Source organism: Mesobacillus maritimus (assembly GCF_044803185.1).
Taxonomy (GTDB): Bacteria; Bacillota; Bacilli; order Bacillales; family Cytobacillaceae; genus Mesobacillus_B; species Mesobacillus_B maritimus_B.
In genome coordinates this window covers 1,285,940-1,308,085 of sequence record NZ_CP085225.1, presented here as the reverse complement: position 1 = coordinate 1,308,085, position 22,146 = coordinate 1,285,940, and the positions used below count along the sequence as shown (strand labels likewise).

The following is a 22,146-nucleotide window of genomic DNA, read 5'->3' as shown; positions in this document are numbered from 1 at the left end:
AATCAAAAATGTACATTAACACACCCTATTTGAAAGAGATAGCCCAATACGAGCTATCTCATTTTCAGAAGTATAGATTACCAAGTTTTAAATGGTGGTGACCCTGGAGGTGCATTCACAATCATATCAACGATTGGGATGACATAGGCCATTGATATCACTAGTAACATAAGGACAACCCAAACGCCCCAACGTTCTGTCCAGTAAGGTGTTTTTGCTGCGCCTGGTTCTTCTTCCGCAATTGGAAATTCTGTTTCGCCTTTTGGAGCAAAGAACATCATATTAAATACAGCGTACACTTGCAGAATAACAGCAATGAGTAAGAATGTTGCTCCAATTCCAACTGCTGCCATATACGGATTCCACCCTAATGTTTCAGCAAAGTTTCCATATGTTGTGAAGGAAGTTCTACGCGGTGATCCGAATAGTCCCACAATATGCATGGAAATTGCCATAATCACCATACCTGCAGTCCAGATGATGGTTTGAATCACACCTACTTTGTTCATGGCAGGTGTTAATACACGTTTTGAAAGAAATGGAACCAACCAGTAACTAATTCCAAAGAACGTCATGACGACCGACATTCCTAATGTTAAATGAAAGTGTCCAACCACCCACATTGTATTATGAACGACTTGGTCTAGTTGGTTTGTACTTTGTACGATACCGCCTGCTCCTGCTGGAATGAAAGCAACCATCGCGATAAATGGGGATAAGAAGCGAACATCGCCCCAAGGCATTTTCTTGAACCAACCAAGTAAACCTTTTCCACCTTTTTGTCTTGCAGTACGCTCAAAGACTCTGAATAAAGCGTAAGCAGTCATTAAAGATGGGAAACCGATGGCTAAACTCATAAATACGTGCATATACTTGATGCCTTCTGAAATCGCAGGATCAACGATTTGGTGATGGAATCCACCTGTAATGTTCATAATGACTAATGGAATTACCACCATACGTGTTAGTAGGTCACTCCAGCGATTTCCACCAATGATTTTAGGGATGACCACATACCATGCTGAAACAGCTGTTAAATACCAAATGTTAACGGCTGTATGTCCAAACGCCCAGAATAAAGTACGGGAAAGCATAACGTTGATGCCATCGACCCATCCAAGTGTCCAAGGAATAATCATAAATAATACTTCGACTGCAACGAAGGCCGTTGCGCCAACTAATAGAATAAATACACCTGTTGCAAAGAAAGACATGATTGGAAGGTGTTGTCCTTTGTGATTCTTTCTCCAATTGGCAACCTGGATAAACGCACCCGCTGAAAGCATCCAAATCCCTAATACAATAAAGACTAAACCAAAGTAAAATACCGGATGCGCTGCTAGTGGTGGGTAGAATGTATACATAACAGATGCTTCATTCATTAACACCGGAATCACGACTAAGACAAAACCGAAAATCTTCATCCAAAAACCGATCCAAGCCATCTTCCTTACTTTAGGAAGTAAGCCTCCTAATGTATGAGAAAGTCCGGCATAAAAGTAACCGATTGTAAAGAATGCAGACATGACAACCACTAACAACAAGCCATGCGCGGTTAAGATTTGATAATAGTTCGCCCATGAAGGGAGTGTTAAAACACCTGCACGGTTTAAACCTTGTAATAAACCAAGAAGACCGCCTAATAGTAATGCTATAAAGGCAACTGATAAATATGATTTCGAGATTCTTGCGTCTTCTAAACTGATTCCAAAAACTTGATTTGCTTTTTCTTTAAATGAATTTTGTTTTAATGCTGGTTGCATTTTCTTTCCCCCCTTTATTTAACCGTGATTGTTGTACTCATTGCTTGGTGCCCAGCACCACAGTATTCATTACATAACACTAAATACTCGCCTGGCTCATCAAATTTTTGAGTAATCTTTTGAATATGCCCTGGCATAACCATTGTATTAATATTTGTATCTGCCACTTGGAAGCCGTGGACAACATCTTTTGAAGTTAATGTAAAGTGAACAGTTGAACCAGCAGGAATTTCAAGATTCATTGGTGTGAAGCTAAAGATTTGAAGGGTCATTACGACTTCATATTCGTTTTCACCAATTTGTTTAATGCCTGGCTCATCGAATGGTGCTGTTTGATCGACTTTTTGTGGGTCAATTGTTTCCTTATGACTTGGTGGTCCCATTCCTAAAGCAACTGCTTGATAGCCTGTAAAAAGCATAAATACCATAATCATCCCGAAACTTAACGTTAGCCAAATTTTCTCATCTAAATGCATGTTCATTTCTCTCCCTTCTATACTCTAGCCATATATAAACCGTATAACAAAACATAAGTCGCAAGGATAACCGCTCCTACAATTCCAACTGAAATCCAAGTACCTACCTTTGATGTTTCCTGGACTTTAACGGTCTCATTTTGAACTTGTTCTTGCGTCTCTACATTTGTAGCTTTCATTGAATTTCCCCCCTTTGATTTCTTACTTACATCATAATTGCGAATGAGAATCACTGGAGTGAGGTATATCACTAAGAAGGTGAAAAAAGACATAAAATTCACACAAATACCCCCCACCCTATAAAAGAGTTAGTGTTTCAGGCTCTTGTCATTAAAAACTTATCTAACCAATTGAAATTTTAAATTTATAGAAATTTCTAAATACAGTATGTTTTATATCACTTAAAACACTTTTTTACTGTTTTAAAATGGATATTGGGGTTTTAAGGGAAGACTGGGAGGTTTTTCAATTTCAAATGGGGGTGTACATATGTACCAATTGATTGCTTTGTATTTAACCGTTTTTTTTGAGTTTCTTCTTGCGCTCGCATTTGCCTTTGTATATGGTGAATCGAAGCGCACATCTAAGTACGGTCCTATCCAAGAGAAGGGCTATACTATTCGAAAGTATTATTTTTTTGGACTAGTAGTGGTAATGGGGATTGCTACGTTTCTAACATTAGATGATTTGCCATACCATAGCGCCCATGCAAAGGAGTCAGCATCGGGGGAAGTAAAGGTTGTAGATGTGTTGGGTCTTCAATACAACTGGGAAATGAGCGAGGAGAGCTTTACTGTTGGGGATAAAGTGGAATTTAACGTTACTGCTAAAGACGTGACACATGGGTTTGGTCTCTATGATGAGAACCTTGAATTGGTTGCCCAGACTCAAGCGATGCCAGAGTATGAGAATTCTGTTTATTATACGTTTGAAAAGCCGGGAACGTATAAAATCCTCTGCCTAGAGTACTGCTCCGTTGGCCACCATGTGATGGTGAAAGAAATTGTTGTCAAACCTGAAGGAGGACAAGCAAATGGAAACTAGCATCCATCCTTTGGCGAAAAAAACGGTCATCTATTATTTAATGACTACTAGCATCACGTTAATCCTCATGATGATTCTCGGGGTTATCATGCTTCTAAATCAAGGTGAGATGATCACGATCACAGCTGTTTGGTTTTACAAAATCATGACTGCACATGGAATCGGAATGGTCGGGATTGCTGCCCTAGGGGGGACCGCGATTATGTGGTACTTCCTATCTAAATATGTAAAACTAAATCCTGTTATTTTTTTAATGAATTTTACCCTCTCTTTAATTGGGATTGTATTGATCTTAATTGCCATATTCGGATTCGATTTTTCCGATGCCTGGACTTTTTTATATCCTTTACCTGCTCAATCAGCACAGTTTTATGGGGTTGCAGGTCCGTTATTGTTTCTGTTTGGCGTGTTGATTTTAGGAATCGGTTATTTAATCATGTATATGTATTTAGCTAAACGATTAATAAGAGAGTATGGAGGCCTTGGAAAGTCCCTTGGCTGGGATTATATTTTTAGAGGAAAGAAAGGGTATGGTCCACCGGCTGCGGTTGTTGCCACTACCATGGTGATTATTACGAATTCAACAGCTGTACTGGCTGGGGCAATTGTCATTATTGGATCAATCATCAATATTCTAAATCCAGCAATTCGGATGGATCCAATGCTCGCCAAACATTTGACCTATGCATTTGGACATGTATTCTGTAACGCCACCATCTACATGGCCGTTATCGCTGTTTATGAGGTTTTATCAAAATATACAAAACGTCCATGGAAATCAAATAAAGCCTTTTTAATTGCATGGAACGCTTCCACTTTATTTACACTGATGATTTATACGCACCACTTATTAATGGACTTTGCGGTTCCAACATGGATGTTGATTATCGGTCAGGTATTTTCTTACGCCAATGGACTTCCAGTAATGGTCGTAACAGCTTATGGAGCTTTGATGATTGTTTACCGTTCTGGCATCAAATGGGACTTTGCTTCAAGTCTCTTGTTCTTAGCGATGTTTGGCTGGGTCGCAGGGGCCATACCAGCGATTATCGATGCCACGATTGTGGTCAACCATGTTATGCATAATACGAAATGGGTACCAGGTCACTTCCATACGTATATGGGGATGGGGGTGATTGCGATGATCCTTGGCTTCATGTATTACTTTAATAAAACAGAAGGCTCCATCAAACATAATCGGCTTGATACATTTAGTATCTCTTTATATTTCACTTTTTTCACGGGAATTGTTGGTTCCTTTCTTTACGCCGGAAGCATTAGCACACCTAGAAGATGGGCAGAACATATGCCAGAATGGGTTCTCTCCGATCAAGTTGGTGCCGTAAGCGGCATCTTCGTAGTCCTTGCGACCATTCTTATCACATTGAGATTCTTTGCCGGTTTAAAGAGCGTAGAGAAACCAACCTAATTTAAACTCAGAATCTATAAAGAGATTTAATTCATCCTAGTAGGTTCCCAAATCAATTGAAATCCCATTTTACTAATATAGGGGGATGTGTATTCTGACTATTAAACGTTTGGCTTTTATGACCATCTTGCTGACCTATTTTTTAATTGTTTTTGGAGGCTATGTCGCCTCTTCAGAGTCGGGGATGGGGTGCGGACCCGAATGGCCACTTTGCAATGGCGAAGTGATTCCAACCCTAAAAGGAGATACCTTGATTGAGTTTTCCCATAGAGTAATTGGTGCTTTTCTTGTACTTACAAGTGTCTTATTGCTGGTAAAAATCGTGCAGTCAAAGGCTACCCCTTTGATTCGGATCGTCGGTTTCTGTATGATGGGTTTGCTCGTCGTACAAGTTTTAATGGGGGCTATAGTTGTTATCCTTGATTTACCAGCCATCATCGTCTCAACCCACTTAATTATTGCGATGATTTATTTATCTAGTCTTATTTGGATTTGGAGAACAGTCGGTGAAAACAAACGACACCGGCCATCTATCACAAGGAATCAAAAATCAATCCTTTTACATTTAAATCTCATTCTCATATTGTTATTGTTAACACTAGCATTTGGAGCTTATACGAAACATGAATTATATGGACTGGGTTGCGGTTGGCTAGATTGCGGTCCAACTTTCCTGCCTAATGCTGAGAATGGACCAGGAATCATTCAATCGCTACATCGATTGTTTGCCATCTTAACTGCTATTTATCTTTTCGTTCTTACCTGTTGGTCCTTTATAAAAAAATGGCCATCGCAGCTTCAATGGCGGCTTATCCTTGCATCTATCACGGTATTGGTTCAACTAGTAATCGGTATATTAACCATCATGACCTCCTTAGACCTATCATGGGCCGTTCTTCATTTAGCAGTGGGTACACTCTTGTTTTCTTTTGTTACTGAAGCCAGATTCGTAATGGGACAAGCTAGTTTAGAATCTAAGCAGAGTAAGATTTTAGTTGGGAAGACGTCTAGTAAAACCGAAGTTTAAAAGGATGGTAGCTTAGCATGAGGAGTTCAGTAATGGTGGATAACTTATAACACCAAGCTTCTTTTTCTTAGTGTTAAATCACATAGTAAATAGGAAGTAATAAAGCTCAGAGCCATTCTGAGCTTTTCTTTTAGTAAGGGGATAATCGCGTTAAAATCCCCTTACTTAAAGGACACTCTTTCACAAACTTCATCTACTTTGCAGGTTTATGACGATATTTCCGTTTACTATGTTGCTGCTCAGAACCCTATCTCTTTTCTAGGTGCTTGAAAATGATTCTTAGTTGTTACATACATTTGGTGGATCAGTCCGGCAAACACGGTTAACCATGCCGCTATTGCAATATACACCATAAAGCTAGGAATGACGGTTAAAAATGGAACTTTTAACGCTTTTGATAATTGATAAGTACTAGTTGTATACATGGCAAGCGGGAACACCATTCCCCAAAATTCGGCTCATACGATAATGGATAGCGGTGATAAAGATGGCGCCAAATCATCAGAATAAACAACAAAGGAATCCACCATGTACCTGTTATCCAGAAAAAAAGTGTAAAACCTTTTAAGAAGGGAGTGATTTCCTCAAGTAGAGTCCAAAAATTTGAATGTAGGATGAGCGTTGAACCTGCGAGTGTTGTAATGGCAACAGCGCCCATATTAATCCAGTAAGGTGGGGTTAAAGCAGCATGTTTTAGTTCTACAAAGGTGAATCGATAAAAAATAAGTGTCATGATGTTGAGATACAACATACACCCTAAAAAGTACATGCACAAAGTAAAAAACAAGACGATGTCCTTCCCATTACTTATGGATGGCGACAGCAAGGTCCCGAGAATCGAAATGGATTGTGTTGAGACCGCTGCGATTAACCAAGCCCCATTAATCCCTTCTGCCATGGTCGGCTTTTCTTTTCGTACAGTGACAGCTGTAAAGAATGTATACATAATGATGGTCCATAAACAAATCGCAAGTGCCCATAGATATGTCGCTACTGTAACCATGTCTGCGACAATGATCAATTGACTTCCGAAAACACACGTACCTGCAACAAGTGTGAAAAATCCAGGACCAAGTGTATGGCTGGTTACATCTTCTACGATTTTCGCAAAATATCTGGTTAAACGAATAAGCGTTAGAATCCACAAGGTAAGATAAGCCACCACATTAACATACAATAACAGCATGGAAATGAACTCCATCCCCAGTAGGTGTGTTCCAATGGATAAAGCCCCAGTAGCCATGATTAACGCAAAATATCCTGGAAAAAGTTTCTCCGCTTTTTGCATAATGAGTTCAATCAATCGTTTCTCCCCTCCTAGTTTTTATAAAATTTTAATATTTCAAATAATAAATCCACTTTACCATATTCACTGTATTAAAGGTGTGGACACTATCACACTTATTTTAAAATTAGGGGTTTTGAATAGTATTTGTTTTCAATCATAAAAACCCAGTCCTAAGACTGGGCTTCATTTTAACCACTCATAATTTTTCAAATATAAGAGCTGGCCCATCCATTCTAGTAATTTATGAAAAGTTTTTTTACAAAAGAACTTGAGCCCCTGAATGATTGATGGTTTTCTCACCAATTCCTGCTTCTCTTCCGAAAAGTCTAGTGTAGACACCACTTTGGTTTTTAAGTAAATCTACATGGCTGCCAATTTCAACGATTTTTCCATTCTCAAGAACAACAATTTTATCCGCTGAGAGTACGGTAGACAGACGGTGAGAAACAATGATGATGGTTTGCTTCTTACCTGTTTTCAAAACGGCTTCATTGATTTTCGTTTCCGTAATCGGGTCGAGTGCTGAACTGGCTTCATCCAAGACTAAGATTGGTGCATCTTTGAGAATCGCCCTTGCCAAGGATAGCCGCTGTTTTTGACCGCCAGAGAGAAGACTTCCTCGTTCACCGACTTTTGTATTTAAACCTTCAGGTAAGGTCGCAACCAAATCATCTAAACCACTATCATGCAAAGCTTTAAATAACTCTTCATCGGTCGCATTCGGCTTTCCAATACGTAAGTTTTCCGCCAGTGAGCCACTTCGCAATAGGACATCTTGTGTGACAATCGCCATTTGTGAGCGTAGCCAGGCTGTATCCCACTGTGAGATGTCCCTATCATCCACTTCGATTCGGCCCGTTTCTGTATCATATAATCTGAATAACAGGTCGACGATTGTTGATTTCCCCGAACCACTTGGTCCAACCAATGCCACCTTTTCACCAGCATGGATGTCAAAAGAAACACCTGACAATACTGTTTCTTCCTTCCCTGGATACGCAAACGAAACGTCTTTTAAGCTAATCTGTCCGCTAGCCCTTTCCCCAACGATTCCCGCTTTTGTTTCAGCTTCAGCAGTCGGATGCGATAGAAGGAGATCCGAGCGGTCTAGGGCCGGACCTGTTCTTCTGACAGAGAGCCAATTGCGTAGCAGCTTCTGCATTTCATTTGCCGCAATGGTCACCAATCCACCCGCTGTCAGCATCTGCCCACTCGTCAAACCATCATTCCAGATTAATAATGTACTAATAAAATAGACAAGCCCCAGAGCAAACCCATTATAGCTTGCAATCACAACCACTGATTGCATTCTTGCTTTTAATTCTTTTATCGAGTGTTGGACAAAAGAATTCCTAATGCTAACAACACTTTCAACTTCATTATCCGAGACTCCCATCACACGTGATAAGTGAATTCCTGTAACTGATTCTCGTAGTCTCTCAAGATAGCGGGAAGCCTCGGCGCGTGCGTCTGCAGAAGCAGCACGTGTTCTGGCTCCAACATAGTTGGAAGCCCAATAAAACAGAACCCCTAACACAACACTTGTGATCATTAAGTATGGGTGAATCCACAGGAGCACTAAGCTGTAAATCAACACTCCCTGAACGCTCGCCATGAAGGTTGACCCTTCCCAAGCAAGGAAATTGTGGAGCGTATCAGGGTCATCCGACACCCTTGCTAACAGCTCCCCTGAGGAATTGTTATGGTAAAAAGAAAACGGCAACACCTGTAAGTGACTAAACAGGCGAAGCTTCTGCCAATTGGTCACTGTCTTTGCGGTTTGATGACAAAAATACTCATCGATGACCATCATTACTAAATCGAGTATCCCCGAAAGGATTAAAAGCCACATTAACCCCCAAAGCCACTGGTGATTTTCACCTGGGATGATGGTATCCACTAGCCAACCCAAGGCGAGTGTGGGAATTAAGGCAGAAAAAACCTGACTGATGGCAATTACTATTGAGTCAGCAATGACCCATTTTTTATACGGCCTAAGGAAGTTCAGGACCCTTCTTCCATCGCGTTTTTTTGGTTGTGCGGAGACATTATTTTTACTCATCCAATCATCTCCTTTTCTAACTCGCTATATTGGGCTTTATAAAGTTCAAAGTATTGTCCCCTTAAAGCAAGAAGCTCTTCATGAGTCCCTTGTTCTGCCACCATGCCCTGATCTAGGAGAATGATTATATCTGCGTTTCGGACAGTAACCAGTCTGTGAGCAATCGTAATCGTCGTCCGACCAGGTATCAATTGTTCAAGCGATTCCTGAACTTTTTCCTCTGTCTCCCCATCTAAAGAAGACGTAGCTTCATCAAAAATCAATACAGGTGGCTGACGCAGAATCGCTCTAGCAAGCGCCACCCTTTGTCTTTGACCACCAGAAAGCTTTAAGCCACGCTCCCCTACTACTGTCTCGTACTTATCTTCTAGGGATTCAATTAACTCTTTTAATCCTGCCGCTTCCACAGCCTGATCCAGCTCTTCTTGAGTTGCGTCTGTTTTTCCATATAAAAGATTATTTCGAAGCGTGCTATTTAATAGGAAGGTTTCCTGCGAAACTACTCCTACTTGTTGACGGAAACTATTCCGGTTGTATTCAAAGAGATTTTTCCCGTCAACGTGAACGGTCCCCTTCTCTGGCTCATACAACCCTAGTAAAATTTGAATTAAAGTACTTTTTCCACCACCACTGGTGCCTACAATTCCAATATGGTTCCCTTGCTCCAATGACAACGAAACGCCTTTTAAAATTTTTTTATCACTAGAAGGGTAGGTAAACCAGATGTTTTCTAAATCGATTTTCCCTTTTACCTTCCCAAACGATGGTAGATCTGCTTGGTGTTCTTCAGGCAAGTCAAAATATTCATAGATTCGTTGTAAGGCTGGAATCGCCTGTTGAATCGTCAACGCATTTTCAGCCAATGAACGAACCGGTAAAAACATAATTGGGATATAACTCAGGCAGGCAATTAAGGTACCTACTGAGATATTGCCTTCCCAAATTGAAAAACCTCCTAATAGCATCACCACTCCAGGAGTCGCGATATTAAACAAGTTCCCAAGGCGCCAATTGACCTTTCCAATTAATGCAGCACGAATCGAGTAAGTTTTCCAGTCGGTGAGTTTTTTCCGTTGTGTTTCGACTTCCTGCTCATGCGTTTGAAACGTTCGAACGAGCCGAATGCTTTCAATACTTTCTTGCAAATGATGATACATATCAGAGCTCATCTCTCTTTGAACGGCACTCATTTTCCTCATCGTCTTCCCAAGTTTAAATGAAGGTAAAATATAAATAGCAAAAACAGCAAACATCACAATCGCCGCTGGCCAATATAAAACAAAAACGGCAGAGAACGCCGCAACCGCACTAATCACCTGTTGTAAAATTCGTGGAACGACCGTGTTATTTAAATTTTGAATCGACTCAACATCATGTGTCAGCCGGTATAACATATCTCCTCTTGGTGTTGTACTAAAAAAAGACATCGGCGTACGATGCAATTTTTTAAAGGCCCTTATCTGCATGTCGGTAATCACATCCAAGCCAATTTTAACCTGAACAAACTCCTGTAAGGTCTCAAACAATGACTTCCCTAAGAAAGCAGTCAAAACACCGCCAACAATCCAGAGTAAGAAAGACATCTCCCCTCCTTCAATGACTTCATCCACCAATTTCCCCGCTAGTAGTGGAGGCAAAATCGTAAAAGCCCCGCCCACTAACGAAAAAACCAAAGCAAGCAATAACTTTCTCCAATATGGTTTAAAATGCTCCCATGTCGTATGTAATAAATTCATTCTCTTTCCTCCTCGCAAGATTTTATTTTATTATAAAAAGTGAAAATATTCACTATAAATTTTTGAAGCATTTTAATTCCTCTAGGGGAAGATATTTAGTGTTAAACCTTTTCACTAAAAAGAACTCTTTTTTCCTCTATATTTGCAGCATTGGATACTTAGACATGATGAAACTAAAATATTATGGAAAGCATAAAATTCTCTTTTATCCAAACTAAAAATGACCTATTTTCAGAAAAAGCTATAAAAGACAAAAAAGAACAGCCGGTAATCGGCTGTTCTTTCATTTTGCCTGATTTCTTCTTCGATTTCGGGTTCATCGGTCTTATGAAGCGGGGTTCTTCCTGATTCCTTCTTCGTTTTCGGGTTCATCAACCCTATGAAGCGGTTTTTTGCCAAGTTCCTTCTTCGTTTTCGGGTTCATCAACCTTATGAAGCGGGGTTCTTCCTGATTCCTTCTTCGATTTCGGGTTCATCGGTCTTATGAAGCGGGGTTCTTCCTGATTTCTTCTTCGATTTCGGGTTCATCAACCCTATGAAGCGGATTTTTGCCAAGTTCCTTCTTCGTTTTCGGGTTCATCGGCCTTATGAAGCGGGGTTCTTCCTGATTCCTTCTTCGTTTTCGGGTTCATCGGCCTTATGAAGCGGGGTTCTTCCTGATTCCTTCTTCGTTTTCGGGTTCATCGGTCTTATGAAGTGGGGTTCTTCCTGATTCCTTCTTCGTTTTCGGGTTCATCGGCCTTATGAAGCGGGGTTCTTCCTGATTCCTTCTTCGTTTTCGGGTTCATCGGTCTTATGAAGTGGGGTTCTTCCTGATTCCTTCTTCGTTTTCGGGTTCATCGGTCTTATGAAGTGGGGAGTTCCCAAATTCCTTACTAGATAGCAGCTTCAACAGTCTGATGAAGCTGAGCTCTCACGCGTCAACACTTAGCATCAGGAAACATCCCCAGGTTGGTTTATCTTCAGTCGGAAAATACGGCTTATTGTTTTTCTACACAAACAAAAAAGAACAGCCGATAATCAGCTGTTCTTTCGTTTTGCCTGGCAACGTCCTACTCTCACAGGGGGAAACCCCCAACTACCATCGGCGCTGAGAAGCTTAACTTCCGTGTTCGGCATGGGAACGGGTGTGACCTTCTCGCTATCGCCACCAGACTATGTAATTAAAGGATAGATATTTTGCTGACGCAAAAATCTTTATTCCCTCAAAACTAGATAATGTGTAAGAAGTTAATGGTAAAACAAGTATCGTTGTCTAGCTACGGCTCCTAACTTCTCGGCCGTTTCGATCCATCCAAACAAATCCAAAACCGGGATTTGCATGGCTGGCTCTCCAACGTCTGTCGAAGTTGAACAGTCGCCTTCGCTTTTCAATTTGGTTAAGTCCTCGATCGATTAGTATCAGTCAGCTCCACACGTCACCGCGCTTCCACCTCTGACCTATCAACCTGATCATCTTTCAGGGATCTTACTAGCTTGACGCTATGGGAAATCTCATCTTGAGGGGGGCTTCATGCTTAGATGCTTTCAGCACTTATCCCGTCCGCACATAGCTACCCAGCGATGCCTTTGGCAAGACAACTGGTACACCAGCGGTGCGTCCATCCCGGTCCTCTCGTACTAAGGACAGCTCCTCTCAAATTTCCTGCGCCCACGACGGATAGGGACCGAACTGTCTCACGACGTTCTGAACCCAGCTCGCGTACCGCTTTAATGGGCGAACAGCCCAACCCTTGGGACCGACTACAGCCCCAGGATGCGATGAGCCGACATCGAGGTGCCAAACCTCCCCGTCGATGTGGACTCTTGGGGGAGATAAGCCTGTTATCCCCGGGGTAGCTTTTATCCGTTGAGCGATGGCCCTTCCATGCGGAACCACCGGATCACTAAGCCCGACTTTCGTCCCTGCTCGACTTGTAGGTCTCGCAGTCAAGCTCCCTTGTGCCTTTACACTCTGCGAATGATTTCCAACCATTCTGAGGGAACCTTTGGGCGCCTCCGTTACATTTTAGGAGGCGACCGCCCCAGTCAAACTGCCCACCTGACACTGTCTCCCACCCCGATCAGGGGTGCGGGTTAGAATTTCAATACAGCCAGGGTAGTATCCCACCGACGCCTCCACCGAAGCTGGCGCTCCGGCTTCCAAGGCTCCTACCTATCCTGTACAAGCTGTACCAAAATTCAATATCAGGCTGCAGTAAAGCTCCACGGGGTCTTTCCGTCCTGTCGCGGGTAACCTGCATCTTCACAGGTACTATAATTTCACCGAGTCTCTCGTTGAGACAGTGCCCAGATCGTTACGCCTTTCGTGCGGGTCGGAACTTACCCGACAAGGAATTTCGCTACCTTAGGACCGTTATAGTTACGGCCGCCGTTTACTGGGGCTTCGATTCAAAGCTTCGCGTGAGCTAACCTCTCCTCTTAACCTTCCAGCACCGGGCAGGCGTCAGCCCCTATACTTCGCCTTGCGGCTTCGCAGAGACCTGTGTTTTTGCTAAACAGTCGCCTGGGCCTATTCACTGCGGCTTTTCAAGGCTTTAACACCCTAAAAAGCACCCCTTCTCCCGAAGTTACGGGGTCATTTTGCCGAGTTCCTTAACGAGAGTTCTCTCGCTCACCTTAGGATTCTCTCCTCGCCTACCTGTGTCGGTTTGCGGTACGGGCACCTTTTATCTCGCTAGAGGCTTTTCTTGGCAGTGTGGAATCAGGAACTTCGGTACTATATTTCCCTCGCTATCACAGCTCAGCCTTCACGGTAACGGGATTTGCCTCGTTACCAGCCTAACTGCTTAGACGCACATATCCAGCAGTGCGCTTACCCTATCCTCCTGCGTCCCCCCATTGCTCAAACGATAAAGAGGTGGTACAGGAATATCAACCTGTTGTCCATCGCCTACGCCTTTCGGCCTCGGCTTAGGTCCCGACTAACCCTGAGAGGACGAGCCTTCCTCAGGAAACCTTAGGCATACGGTGGATGGGATTCTCACCCATCTTTCGCTACTCATACCGGCATTCTCACTTCTAAGCGCTCCACCAGTCCTTACGGTCTAGCTTCAACGCCCTTAGAACGCTCTCCTACCGCGGACATCGTAAGATGTCCACCCACAGCTTCGGTGATACGTTTAGCCCCGGTACATTTTCGGCGCAGAGTCACTCGACCAGTGAGCTATTACGCACTCTTTAAATGGTGGCTGCTTCTAAGCCAACATCCTGGTTGTCTAAGCAACTCCACATCCTTTTCCACTTAACGTATACTTTGGGACCTTAGCTGGTGGTCTGGGCTGTTTCCCTCTTGACTACGGATCTTATCACTCGCAGTCTGACTCCCACGGATAAGTCATTGGCATTCGGAGTTTGTCTGAATTCGGTAACCCGATGAGGGCCCCTAGTCCAAACAGTGCTCTACCTCCAAGACTCTCACTTCGTGAGGCTAGCCCTAAAGCTATTTCGGAGAGAACCAGCTATCTCCAGGTTCGATTGGAATTTCTCCGCTACCCACACCTCATCCCCGCACTTTTCAACGTGCGTGGGTTCGGGCCTCCAGTAGGTGTTACCCTACCTTCACCCTGGACATGGGTAGATCACCTGGTTTCGGGTCTACAACCACATACTTATTCGCCCTATTCAGACTCGCTTTCGCTGCGGCTCCGTCTTCTCGACTTAACCTTGCATGTAATCGTAACTCGCCGGTTCATTCTACAAAAGGCACGCTATCACCCGGCATTTTCCGAAGGAAATATGCACAGGGCTCTAACTACTTGTAGGCACACGGTTTCAGGATCTCTTTCACTCCCCTTCCGGGGTGCTTTTCACCTTTCCCTCACGGTACTGGTTCACTATCGGTCACTAGGGAGTATTTAGCCTTGGGAGATGGTCCTCCCAGCTTCCGACGGGATTTCACGTGTCCCGCCGTACTCAGGATCCACTCAGGAGGGAACGAAGTTTCAACTACAGGGTTTTTACCTTCTCTGACGGGCCTTTCCAGACCACTTCATTTACCCCGTTCCTTTGTAACTCCATGTTGAGTGTCCTACAACCCCAGATAGGCTTGGCCTTCTGGTTTGGGCTAATCCCGTTTCGCTCGCCGCTACTCAGGGAATCGCATTTGCTTTCTCTTCCTCCGGGTACTTAGATGTTTCAGTTCCCCGGGTCTGCCTTCAATACCCTATGAATTCAGGTAAAGATACTGTTCCATTACGAACAGTGGGTTTCCCCATTCGGAAATCTCCGGATCAAAGCTTACTTACAGCTCCCCGAAGCATATCGGTGTTAGTCCCGTCCTTCATCGGCTCCTAGTGCCAAGGCATCCACCGTGCGCCCTTTCTAACTTAACCTATGGACGAATTTATTCGTCTCTATTAGACAATAAGTCTAGGGTTTCTCTTTTTAATAAAAGAGAGAAAAAAGCGATACAAATGTGTGTTTTACTTTTGCCTTCTTACTTACGATTATCTAGTTTTCAAGGAACAAATAAATACGCTTTGAGAGAATTGCACTCTCAAAACTAAACAAACAAGCAGTCAACAGTGCAAATTTTTAAATTTGCTATTACGAACCGAAGGTTCGCATTCCGAATGTCCTTACGACATTATCCTTAGAAAGGAGGTGATCCAGCCGCACCTTCCGATACGGCTACCTTGTTACGACTTCACCCCAATCATCTGTCCCACCTTAGGCGGCTGGCTCCAGGGGCAAAACTTAGCTTCCTTTAAATATAATAAGATGCTAAGTTTTGCCCCCGGTTACCCCACCGACTTCGGGTGTTACAAACTCTCGTGGTGTGACGGGCGGTGTGTACAAGGCCCGGGAACGTATTCACCGCGGCATGCTGATCCGCGATTACTAGCGATTCCGGCTTCATGCAGGCGAGTTGCAGCCTGCAATCCGAACTGAGAATAGATTTATGGGATTTGCTTGACCTCGCGGCTTCGCTGCCCTTTGTTCTATCCATTGTAGCACGTGTGTAGCCCAGGTCATAAGGGGCATGATGATTTGACGTCATCCCCACCTTCCTCCGGTTTGTCACCGGCAGTCTCCTTAGAGTGCCCAACTGAATGCTGGCAACTAAGGACAAGGGTTGCGCTCGTTGCGGGACTTAACCCAACATCTCACGACACGAGCTGACGACAACCATGCACCACCTGTCACTCTGTCCCCCGAAGGGGAACGCTCTGTCTCCAGAGTTGTCAGAGGATGTCAAGACCTGGTAAGGTTCTTCGCGTTGCTTCGAATTAAACCACATGCTCCACCGCTTGTGCGGGCCCCCGTCAATTCCTTTGAGTTTCAGCCTTGCGGCCGTACTCCCCAGGCGGAGTGCTTAATGCGTTTGCTGCAGCACTAAAGGGCGGAAACCCTCTAACACTTAGCACTCATCGTTTACGGCGTGGACTACCAGGGTATCTAATCCTGTTCGCTCCCCACGCTTTCGCGCCTCAGCGTCAGTTACAGACCAGAGAGTCGCCTTCGCCACTGGTGTTCCTCCACATCTCTACGCATTTCACCGCTACACGTGGAATTCCACTCTCCTCTTCTGCACTCAAGTCCCCCAGTTTCCAATGACCCTCCACGGTTGAGCCGTGGGCTTTCACATCAGACTTAAAGGACCGCCTGCGCGCGCTTTACGCCCAATAATTCCGGACAACGCTTGCCACCTACGTATTACCGCGGCTGCTGGCACGTAGTTAGCCGTGGCTTTCTGGTTAGGTACCGTCAAGGTACCGGCAGTTACTCCGGTACTTGTTCTTCCCTAACAACAGAGCTTTACGACCCGAAGGCCTTCATCGCTCACGCGGCGTTGCTCCGTCAGACTTTCGTCCATTGCGGAAGATTCCCTACTGCTGCCTCCCGTAGGAGTCTGGGCCGTGTCTCAGTCCCAGTGTGGCCGATCACCCTCTCAGGTCGGCTACGCATCGTGGCCTTGGTGAGCCGTTACCTCACCAACTAGCTAATGCGCCGCGGGCCCATCTGTAAGTGACAGCCGAAACCGTCTTTCAGCATTCCCTCATGAGAGGGAATGAATTATCCGGTATTAGCCCCGGTTTCCCGGAGTTATCCCAGTCTTACAGGCAGGTTGCCCACGTGTTACTCACCCGTCCGCCGCTAATCTTTGGGAGCAAGCTCCCTCAGATCCGCTCGACTTGCATGTATTAGGCACGCCGCCAGCGTTCGTCCTGAGCCAGGATCAAACTCTCCAATAAAATGTAGAGTGATTAGCTCATAAAATAAAACGTTGACTCATGTTCTTCTATATTAATAGAAGAAACATGATAAATATTGTTTGTTGACGCTTGTTTGTTTAGTTTTCAAAGAACAATTTGTGCTGATGCATTTTATCAGCGACAAGAATTAATATTACATTATCCAATTCATTTCGTCAACAACTTTTTTAAAAGAAGTTTTAAGAGGTGAATGAATATCCTTCGCCACCGAAGAAGCTAAATTAGAATAACACTTTTCTACTACCAAAACAATAGAAATATTTTACAACTATATCTTTTTTATTAAAAACAACATCTAACCACTTGTTTAAATTTATTGGGCAACACCATCTACATTCTATTAGCTTTCTATAGAAGAAGAACGATTTTTAAAACAGAAGGGGAAGGTTCCATCTAAGCTCCAGATGAACCTTCCCCCTATAAATCATTTTTTATCGAATATCTATTTCGAATGGTTCTCCAAACATGTTCACAGTAAGCACTAATGGTTTATCTGATTCTGCTACTGTTTTCGGAACCTGGAAGTAAACATGTATCGTTCCTTCTGATAAAGCATCGACACTTGAAGACCTAACTTTGTTCCATTCTATGGTAGTTTAACATAATTAGAATATTTTTCCTGAAACCTTATCCCTATATACCAATATTAAAGATAGTTCAATTGAACCGTTTTTTTATTAACGCATTCCATACCCAAAAATAAAAAGACCTCAACTCCGGTAATGAGTTGAGGCACATAAATAAGTCCCTACGCTTTTTAATCAAATATTCTAGCCACTACTCCTACAATGATGACAACGATAACGGCTCCAATTAGAGCAGGAATTAAAGCATAACCAGCAACAATTGGACCCCATGCCCCAAATAAAACCTGTCCCAACCAAGTTCCAATGAAACCAGCAACCATGGCCCCAGCCCAGCCTCCTGGCATGTCAAATGGCGATACCTTATCTGCCACGATGCCAATGGCCAATGCAATGATAGCAGAAATGATAAATGCAGTAATGCTCATACACTCACTCCTTTTTTACCAACATATGAGACCTAGTAATGGATGGTTCCATCGGCATGTCAGGAGTCTATTTACGTTGTCCAGAACAAAAAAAAGCACAGTCCTAGGACTGTGGTCGATTATTGTTTTCCTTTTTCGTGATGATGCTTGTGTTGTCCATACTTCGGAATATAATTATTCTCTTCTAACTTCTTATAATGAGATTCGATGTGCTCAACCAGCTTATCTCCCTTTTCTTCTGAGAAAACTCCGTATTCCACATACTTTGAGATAATCTCTTTCTTTTTCTCAAAGGCTTCTCCATAGAGCTTTGCTAGTTCATTCTTTTGTTCGTCGGTCAATTTGACCTCTTTTGTTTCTTCTGTCTCTGGATCTGTTTGGGCAGCAGCAGATGTAAACACTAATCCTATTGATAATAGAATGAGTGTAGCTACGATACCTATTTTCTTCATTTGTTTCCTCCTTTTCATCGTTATCATTGGTATTTTTTACAAAAACACCCTGATTATGCATGAAAGGAGCGTAAACTCTGCCCTTACTACGCAAACTCTTCCATTATATACACGGCTTTGTCCAAAGCTTCGTTAAATCTACATACCCAAAGTGTTTGATTTCTATATTCATGAGGTTGATAGAAAATGGAATTTGTCTTTTTACGTAATATAACGGAACACATAATGATACGTTTTGTAAGTACTGTTCTATGCGCAGGTGATGTTTGTTCCAATTTTCAAAGGGAATCTTGCTATATGCCTCTAATTCTCTTTGCAGATGCTTGTCGCGTTCAATCAATATGTTCAATGGTGAAAAGCTGTTTTTTAAAAAGAAGAAATAAGAAAAAGTTTGATTCAACTCGAAAATTTCACCATGGATGAACAAGTCGGAATCTAAATGAATTTGAGAATTATAAATGGCATCATAAAAGGTCACTTCCTCCATTTCGACTTCGATTCCCGCGTGCTCTAGCTTATCTTTTAACCAATGCGAGGTATCGCTTGTATAGTTAACAAACCTCATTTTAATAGGTCCAGTCATCTTGGGCTTTGGCCTCTCCTCCATCCTATACGACTCCGATAAACCTATTAAGCAGCCTTCATGATTTCCTCTAATCCGCGAATTCACCTCTGAAAGCTCATGACGATGTTGTGCGATGATGGTATGAATATATTCCCTAACTTCTTTACGCTCCATATCTGACTTCCGATAAGGATTCATAACCACCACTCCGAATCCGGAATCACTTTCTACCTCGAAGGTATCGATCTTCCCCGATTCATGGGCGCCCTGATAGACTACCTGAAACTCCCTCGGAACCTGAATAAACTCGACGCGATCAAGTAAGGGCCGGTGGCCAAAATATTGTTTAAAGGCACAAAGAACGGTTTTCTCAGGAGAATCCTCAGCAAGGTAAAAGCCCCCTGTCCCTAGTAATCTACCGTTTATTTCTTTAAAAATACTAGCTGTCAATAAACTTATAAGCTGTAGAACGTATGTGCAGCCTGTTGGAAACTCTAGCTTGACTACAAGTGGTGCCGGTGAGGTAATCGTTGTAATAGGCTCCCAAAGCGCTTCGTAATGTTCGTCGTTTTTCATCCTAACGAATGTATCAACGACATCTTCCGCTCTCATAATCGAGCCATCGTGAAAAGCGACGTCCTTCCTCAAATATAAGAGTAAAGAAGTATCGGTGTACTCCCAACTATGAGCAAGTTCGGGTGTAATTGTATTGTCAGCATGCAATGTAACGACGCGATTATATAGATTGGCAACAAGGTTCGCACTTTGTATATCCGCTGCCTGTTGCGGATGAACCGTTAAAAACGGATAAAACCTCGGGATCATGAGACGATCTTGGTCTTCTTGATGAAAGCCGAATTTTGCTTGAAAGGCCATCATTAATCGTTGTTTCGTTTCAACAGACCAGCCTAATAATAAGAGCTTGCTCACCTCTTTGATTGCATCCGCTCTTAAGTATTTTAAAAAAAGCTGTTCATATTCTTGTTCAACATTTCGTTTCCACTGAAGTGACGATGTATTCCCTCGTCCTCTTCCAGATTGAAAGCTTAACCAGCCTTCCTCCTGCCATTGCTGAAGTTTTCGCCGAGTTTGCTTCGTGCTGAGCATCAATTGCTTAGCGATGTTTTCTATTTTAATACTCCCTGATTCAATATGGTTATAGAGTAACAATAAATAGCGATCCATTCTAAGCTCCTTTAAAAGTGGACATAATTATTCAAAAAGTTCATTTTTAATTCTATCCGTCTCCTTTAATATAAAGAAATAGAAAGGGGCTGACAATATGAAGTGGAAAGAATACCCACAAAACATAAAAGTTCGTCTAATTACATCTTTTTTTAATCGAGCCATCTCGAGTGCGGTTATGCCCTTTATGGCCCTCTTTTTCGCACAGCATAAAGGCGCGATTTGGGCAGGAATTTTCTTAGGTATCAACGTTTTTATCGGATTCCTCAGCAATTTAATCGGCGGATACATATCGGACCGTTTCCATCGAAAAACAGTCCTACTTTTCACCTCTGCTAGTAGTAGCTTGATGTTTGGATTGATGACCATTAGCTTGATTCCTGAACAGAAGTGGATCATGTTATTTGCCGTAAGTTATATGATGTTTATGGCTTCTAGTAGCCTTGGGCGTCCTGCGATGCAGGCAATTATCATTGATTCTACGACAGCTGAAAATCGAAAAGGCGTTTATGCTTTAGATTATTGGCTCGTTAATTTATCGATGGCGATTGGTACAGCCCTTGGGGGGCTCTTTTATGTCCATCACCAGCTGGCTCTATTTATCATCCTCACCTTGGTATCTGCAAGTTTACCAATTGTTTATCTGATTTGGTTACAAGATTCATCTGTGAAGCAATTAGCGAAAACACACCAAAATATCTTTCTAGATTTAGCGAACAATTACAAAGTAGCCCTTCAAGATAAGCCTTTCGTGATGGCCGTTGTTGGCGGGATGTGTATATACGCTGCCGAGTTTTCACTTAACAGCTATATCGGGGTCCGTTTAGCAGAAGAGTTCCGCGCGGTATATGTTGGGGGATTTGAAATCGCCGGTGTCAGAATGTTAAGTCTATTAAACATTCAAAATATGCTACTCGTTGTGTTATTCACTTTTATCGTCACAAAAATCACCGACCGATTTGATAAGAAGAAGATGCTTTTAGTTGGGCTTATTCTTTATGGTATTGGCTACACCGTCATCACATCCGCAAATGTTTGGTATGTATTGATTTTATTTAATCTTGTCGCAACGATTGGAGAGCTTGTTTATTCTCCCATTGCCAACGCTGAAAAAGCAAATATGATGCCAGAGGATAAACGGGGTTCATATTCTGCGTTTTCTGGTACAAGCTTTAGCGGTGCTGATTTAATTGCACGAACAACCATTATCATAGGTGCTTTTCTCGTTCCAACCATGATGAGTGTGTATATCGGGATAATTTTAATGATAGGAACCTTCTTGCTTTATGGAGGATTATTTATCTTTCGCACAGGAAAACAAAAAGAGGAATTTAAGGTTCATAGAACCATGTAGGTTTTCTTGCTTGAATGATTTGAAGCACCATGAACCACTCATGGTGCATTTTTTAAAAAATAAAAATATGTATGGATGGTAAGAACCTAACAGTTTATCCTTTCTCTACCTCACCTTCCCAAGAAAGCATTCCACCAGTCATATTGGTTACATCATACCCTTGTGAAGTTAACAATTCACAAGCCATGCTACTTCTTCCACCAGAGCGACAAGCTATATAATAATGCTCGTTTTTATCTAATTCATTCACACGATCTGGTAAATCTCCTAATCGAATATGACGCGCTCCTTGAATCTTCCCTTCTGCTACTTCGTCATCTTCACGAACATCAATGATATTTACTTTTTCACCATTTTTTAGTTTTTGCGCTAACTCTTTTGTGGTAATTTTCTTCATTATGAGTACCCTCCATTAGAATCAAATACCCTATTATTATTTCTATAAGATTCGATTTTATTTAGGTTTAAATATAATAAACTTGAGACAAAATATAATTTTAAATTGACTTTACTTCCATCATTGAATAGAATATTG

At 42.6% G+C, this 22,146-nt stretch carries 17 protein-coding genes and 3 rRNA genes; 4 read left to right on the top strand and 16 right to left on the bottom strand.

Annotated features, from left to right (window positions below; all coding sequences use genetic code 11):
* Nucleotides 1-77: 77 nt before the first annotated feature.
* From LG336_RS06360 to LG336_RS06350, 3 genes are read right to left on the bottom strand one after another with little or no spacing between them, the layout of a single operon-like run.
* Nucleotides 78-1,763 carry a cbb3-type cytochrome c oxidase subunit I gene (locus tag LG336_RS06360; RefSeq protein WP_404331724.1) on the bottom strand — a complete coding sequence of 562 codons (1,686 nt, stop codon included), beginning with the start codon at nt 1,761-1,763 and terminating at the stop codon, nt 78-80.
* A 14-nt stretch (nt 1,764-1,777) separates the two neighbouring features.
* Nucleotides 1,778-2,245 carry a cytochrome c oxidase subunit II gene (locus LG336_RS06355; protein WP_404331723.1) on the bottom strand — a complete coding sequence of 156 codons (468 nt, stop codon included), beginning with the start codon at nt 2,243-2,245 and terminating at the stop codon, nt 1,778-1,780.
* 11 nt (nt 2,246-2,256) lie between these two features.
* Complete coding sequence (locus tag LG336_RS06350; RefSeq protein ID WP_404331722.1) at nt 2,257-2,418, bottom strand: hypothetical protein; 162 nt, start codon at nt 2,416-2,418, stop codon at nt 2,257-2,259.
* A 310-nt stretch (nt 2,419-2,728) separates the two neighbouring features.
* Between LG336_RS06350 and LG336_RS06345 the strand changes: the two genes are divergently transcribed.
* From LG336_RS06345 to LG336_RS06335, 3 genes are all read left to right on the top strand, one after another.
* A complete protein-coding gene (locus LG336_RS06345; protein WP_404331721.1) occupies nt 2,729-3,283 on the top strand; it encodes a cytochrome c oxidase subunit II in 555 nt (184 codons plus the stop codon).
* On the top strand, nt 3,273-4,712 hold the full coding sequence (locus tag LG336_RS06340) for a cbb3-type cytochrome c oxidase subunit I (protein ID WP_404331720.1): 1,440 nt from the start codon (nt 3,273-3,275) through the stop codon (nt 4,710-4,712). Before LG336_RS06345 ends, LG336_RS06340 begins: the two co-directional genes overlap by 11 nt.
* A gap of 85 nt (nt 4,713-4,797) precedes the next feature.
* A complete protein-coding gene (locus LG336_RS06335) occupies nt 4,798-5,739 on the top strand; it encodes a heme A synthase (protein ID WP_404331719.1) in 942 nt (313 codons plus the stop codon).
* Between the two features lie 239 nt (nt 5,740-5,978).
* Here the strand turns inward: LG336_RS06335 and LG336_RS06330 are convergent, their stop codons facing one another.
* The 12 genes from LG336_RS06330 to LG336_RS06275 form a co-directional block, all read right to left on the bottom strand.
* Nucleotides 5,979-6,164 carry a hypothetical protein gene (locus LG336_RS06330; protein ID WP_404331718.1) on the bottom strand — a complete coding sequence of 62 codons (186 nt, stop codon included), beginning with the start codon at nt 6,162-6,164 and terminating at the stop codon, nt 5,979-5,981.
* A complete protein-coding gene (locus tag LG336_RS06325; RefSeq protein WP_404331717.1) occupies nt 6,125-7,042 on the bottom strand; it encodes a tellurite resistance/C4-dicarboxylate transporter family protein in 918 nt (305 codons plus the stop codon). Before LG336_RS06325 ends, LG336_RS06330 begins: the two co-directional genes overlap by 40 nt.
* Before the next feature lie 241 nt (nt 7,043-7,283).
* Nucleotides 7,284-9,089 (bottom strand): ABC transporter ATP-binding protein, encoded by a 1,806-nt coding sequence (locus LG336_RS06320; protein WP_404331716.1) that lies wholly within the window; start codon nt 9,087-9,089, stop codon nt 7,284-7,286.
* Nucleotides 9,086-10,825: an ABC transporter ATP-binding protein gene (locus LG336_RS06315; protein ID WP_404331715.1), complete on the bottom strand. Its 1,740-nt coding sequence runs from the start codon at nt 10,823-10,825 to the stop codon at nt 9,086-9,088. The genes LG336_RS06320 and LG336_RS06315 overlap by 4 nt, the downstream gene beginning before the upstream one ends.
* 231 nt (nt 10,826-11,056) lie before the next feature.
* Nucleotides 11,057-11,224 (bottom strand): hypothetical protein, encoded by a 168-nt coding sequence (locus tag LG336_RS06310; RefSeq protein ID WP_404331714.1) that lies wholly within the window; start codon nt 11,222-11,224, stop codon nt 11,057-11,059.
* Nucleotides 11,225-11,864: 640 nt separating this feature from the next.
* Nucleotides 11,865-11,980, bottom strand: a 5S ribosomal RNA gene (rrf, locus tag LG336_RS06305).
* 75 nt (nt 11,981-12,055) lie between these two features.
* On the bottom strand, nt 12,056-12,199 hold the full coding sequence (locus tag LG336_RS06300; RefSeq protein ID WP_404331713.1) for a hypothetical protein: 144 nt from the start codon (nt 12,197-12,199) through the stop codon (nt 12,056-12,058).
* Between the two features lies 1 nt (nt 12,200).
* Nucleotides 12,201-15,159 (bottom strand): 23S ribosomal RNA (locus tag LG336_RS06295).
* A 264-nt stretch (nt 15,160-15,423) separates the two neighbouring features.
* Nucleotides 15,424-17,022, bottom strand: a 16S ribosomal RNA gene (locus LG336_RS06290).
* Together the 16S, 23S and 5S rRNA genes form the textbook arrangement of a ribosomal RNA operon.
* Before the next feature lie 778 nt (nt 17,023-17,800).
* The gene (locus LG336_RS06285; RefSeq protein ID WP_404331712.1) at nt 17,801-18,055 is read right to left on the bottom strand and encodes a GlsB/YeaQ/YmgE family stress response membrane protein; all 255 of its coding nucleotides are present in this window, start codon (nt 18,053-18,055) and stop codon (nt 17,801-17,803) included.
* A gap of 119 nt (nt 18,056-18,174) precedes the next feature.
* A complete protein-coding gene (locus tag LG336_RS06280; protein WP_404331711.1) occupies nt 18,175-18,507 on the bottom strand; it encodes a YckD family protein in 333 nt (110 codons plus the stop codon).
* 103 nt (nt 18,508-18,610) lie between these two features.
* Nucleotides 18,611-20,257: an ABC transporter substrate-binding protein gene (locus LG336_RS06275; RefSeq protein ID WP_404331710.1), complete on the bottom strand. Its 1,647-nt coding sequence runs from the start codon at nt 20,255-20,257 to the stop codon at nt 18,611-18,613.
* A gap of 97 nt (nt 20,258-20,354) precedes the next feature.
* Between LG336_RS06275 and LG336_RS06270 the strand changes: the two genes are divergently transcribed.
* A complete protein-coding gene (locus tag LG336_RS06270) occupies nt 20,355-21,611 on the top strand; it encodes an MDR family MFS transporter (protein ID WP_404331709.1) in 1,257 nt (418 codons plus the stop codon).
* A 94-nt stretch (nt 21,612-21,705) separates the two neighbouring features.
* On the opposite strand, the gene LG336_RS06265 is transcribed toward LG336_RS06270, so the two are convergent.
* On the bottom strand, nt 21,706-22,008 hold the full coding sequence (locus LG336_RS06265) for a rhodanese-like domain-containing protein (RefSeq protein WP_404331708.1): 303 nt from the start codon (nt 22,006-22,008) through the stop codon (nt 21,706-21,708).
* Nucleotides 22,009-22,146: the final 138 nt, after the last annotated feature.

Excerpts from the sequence above, each read along its gene's own strand:
- LG336_RS06360 (WP_404331724.1), bottom strand. The coding sequence starts at position 1,763 with ATGCAACCAGCATTAAAACAAAATTCATTTAAAGAAAAAGCAAATCAA.
- LG336_RS06355 (WP_404331723.1), bottom strand. The coding sequence starts at position 2,245 with ATGAACATGCATTTAGATGAGAAAATTTGGCTAACGTTAAGTTTCGGG.
- LG336_RS06350 (WP_404331722.1), bottom strand. The coding sequence starts at position 2,418 with ATGAAAGCTACAAATGTAGAGACGCAAGAACAAGTTCAAAATGAGACC.
- LG336_RS06345 (WP_404331721.1), top strand. The coding sequence starts at position 2,729 with ATGTACCAATTGATTGCTTTGTATTTAACCGTTTTTTTTGAGTTTCTT.
- LG336_RS06340 (WP_404331720.1), top strand. The coding sequence starts at position 3,273 with ATGGAAACTAGCATCCATCCTTTGGCGAAAAAAACGGTCATCTATTAT.
- LG336_RS06335 (WP_404331719.1), top strand. The coding sequence starts at position 4,798 with ATGTGTATTCTGACTATTAAACGTTTGGCTTTTATGACCATCTTGCTG.
- LG336_RS06330 (WP_404331718.1), bottom strand. The coding sequence starts at position 6,164 with ATGTATACAACTAGTACTTATCAATTATCAAAAGCGTTAAAAGTTCCA.
- LG336_RS06320 (WP_404331716.1), bottom strand. The coding sequence starts at position 9,089 with ATGAGTAAAAATAATGTCTCCGCACAACCAAAAAAACGCGATGGAAGA.
- LG336_RS06315 (WP_404331715.1), bottom strand. The coding sequence starts at position 10,825 with ATGAATTTATTACATACGACATGGGAGCATTTTAAACCATATTGGAGA.
- LG336_RS06285 (WP_404331712.1), bottom strand. The coding sequence starts at position 18,055 with ATGAGCATTACTGCATTTATCATTTCTGCTATCATTGCATTGGCCATT.
- LG336_RS06280 (WP_404331711.1), bottom strand. The coding sequence starts at position 18,507 with ATGAAGAAAATAGGTATCGTAGCTACACTCATTCTATTATCAATAGGA.
- LG336_RS06275 (WP_404331710.1), bottom strand. The coding sequence starts at position 20,257 with ATGGATCGCTATTTATTGTTACTCTATAACCATATTGAATCAGGGAGT.
- LG336_RS06270 (WP_404331709.1), top strand. The coding sequence starts at position 20,355 with ATGAAGTGGAAAGAATACCCACAAAACATAAAAGTTCGTCTAATTACA.
- LG336_RS06265 (WP_404331708.1), bottom strand. The coding sequence starts at position 22,008 with ATGAAGAAAATTACCACAAAAGAGTTAGCGCAAAAACTAAAAAATGGT.